The sequence below is a fragment of the Streptomyces carpinensis genome, assembly GCF_002154505.1.
Lineage (GTDB): Bacteria > Actinomycetota > Actinomycetes > Streptomycetales > Streptomycetaceae > Streptomyces > Streptomyces carpinensis.
In genome coordinates this window covers 1-960 of the sequence record NZ_MUBM01000347.1, presented here as the reverse complement: position 1 = coordinate 960, position 960 = coordinate 1, and the positions used below count along the sequence as shown (strand labels likewise).

2 protein-coding genes and 1 pseudogene are annotated in these 960 nt (G+C 71.5%); all 3 read right to left on the bottom strand.

The window, feature by feature from the left end:
* A pseudogene (locus BZY54_RS53995) lies at positions 1–106 on the bottom strand (ATP-binding protein); the annotation flags it as partial.
* A complete protein-coding gene (locus BZY54_RS37555) occupies positions 84–461 on the bottom strand; it encodes a DUF742 domain-containing protein (RefSeq protein ID WP_086729807.1) in 378 nt (125 codons plus the stop codon). The gene BZY54_RS37555 and the pseudogene BZY54_RS53995, both read right to left, overlap by 23 nt.
* Entirely contained in the window at positions 458–892 is a 435-nt protein-coding gene (locus BZY54_RS37550) for a roadblock/LC7 domain-containing protein (protein ID WP_086729806.1), read from the bottom strand. The genes BZY54_RS37555 and BZY54_RS37550 overlap by 4 nt, the downstream gene beginning before the upstream one ends.
* Between the last annotated feature and the right edge of the window lie 68 nt (positions 893–960).

The following is a 960-nucleotide window of genomic DNA, read 5'->3' as shown; positions in this document are numbered from 1 at the left end:
CCCCGAACCCGCCCGCGACCAGGACCTTCAGCGCCGTGGGAAACGGGTCGGAGCCGCCGTCGCGGTCGTGGCCGCCGCCGTGGTCAGAGCTTTCGTCGTAGTCCATCGAGCACTGCCTCCAGAAGGGCCCGGTCTGTCGGGTGGTGTTGGGTCACGGGGGGTTTCGTGGTCAGGGCGCCGCAGTCGACCAGGTCGGACAGCAGCACCTTGGCCACCGCCGCCGGCAGCCTCAGCTGGGCGGCGATCTCGGCCACCGAGACCGGGGCGAGGCACAGGTCGAGTGCCTGCCCGTGCTCGGGGCCGAGGTACCCGAGGGGCGTCACCCCGGTCGCCATCACCTGCGACATGAGGTCGAGTGCGATGCTGGGCCGGGTACGGCCGTTGCTGACCGTGAAGGGGCGCACCAGCCGTCCGGCCGCGTCGTCGAGCCAGGGCTCGTCGCCGGCCGCCGCCGCGCTCAAGGCCGCAGCGCCGAGGGTTCGACGGTGTACTGCCGGGGTGCGGTCACGAGGTAGGGACGGACGCTCTTGACCAGCATCGCCATCTCGTAGCCCAGTACCGCCGCGTCGGCCTCGCGGCCGGCCAGCACGGCGAGGCAGGTGCCCGAGCCGGCCGTGGTGACGAACAGCAGGTTCGAGTCGAGTTCGACGACGACCTGCCGTACCTCACCCCCGTCGCCGAAGCGGATGCCGGCGCTGCGGCCGAGTGAGTACAGGCCGGAGGCCAGCGCGGCCATGTGGTCGGCGCTGTCGGGGTCCAGGCCGTGGACGGACTTCACCAGCCCGTCGCAGGACAGCAGGACCGCGCTGGTGGTGTGCGGTACACGCTGCACGAGGCCGCTCATCAGCCAGTCGAGGTCGGAAACATGACCGGTCGGCGCATCGCTCGCCATGGTGGATCGACTCCTTGGGGTACGAAGGTCTGCGGGAGCGCTGGGTGGGGTCGGGGTGAGTGTGTGGG

Bases quoted from the DNA above. Each gene is read 5' to 3' on its own strand.
- BZY54_RS37550 (WP_086729806.1), bottom strand. From the start codon at position 892: ATGGCGAGCGATGCGCCGACCGGTCATGTTTCCGACCTCGACTGGCTG.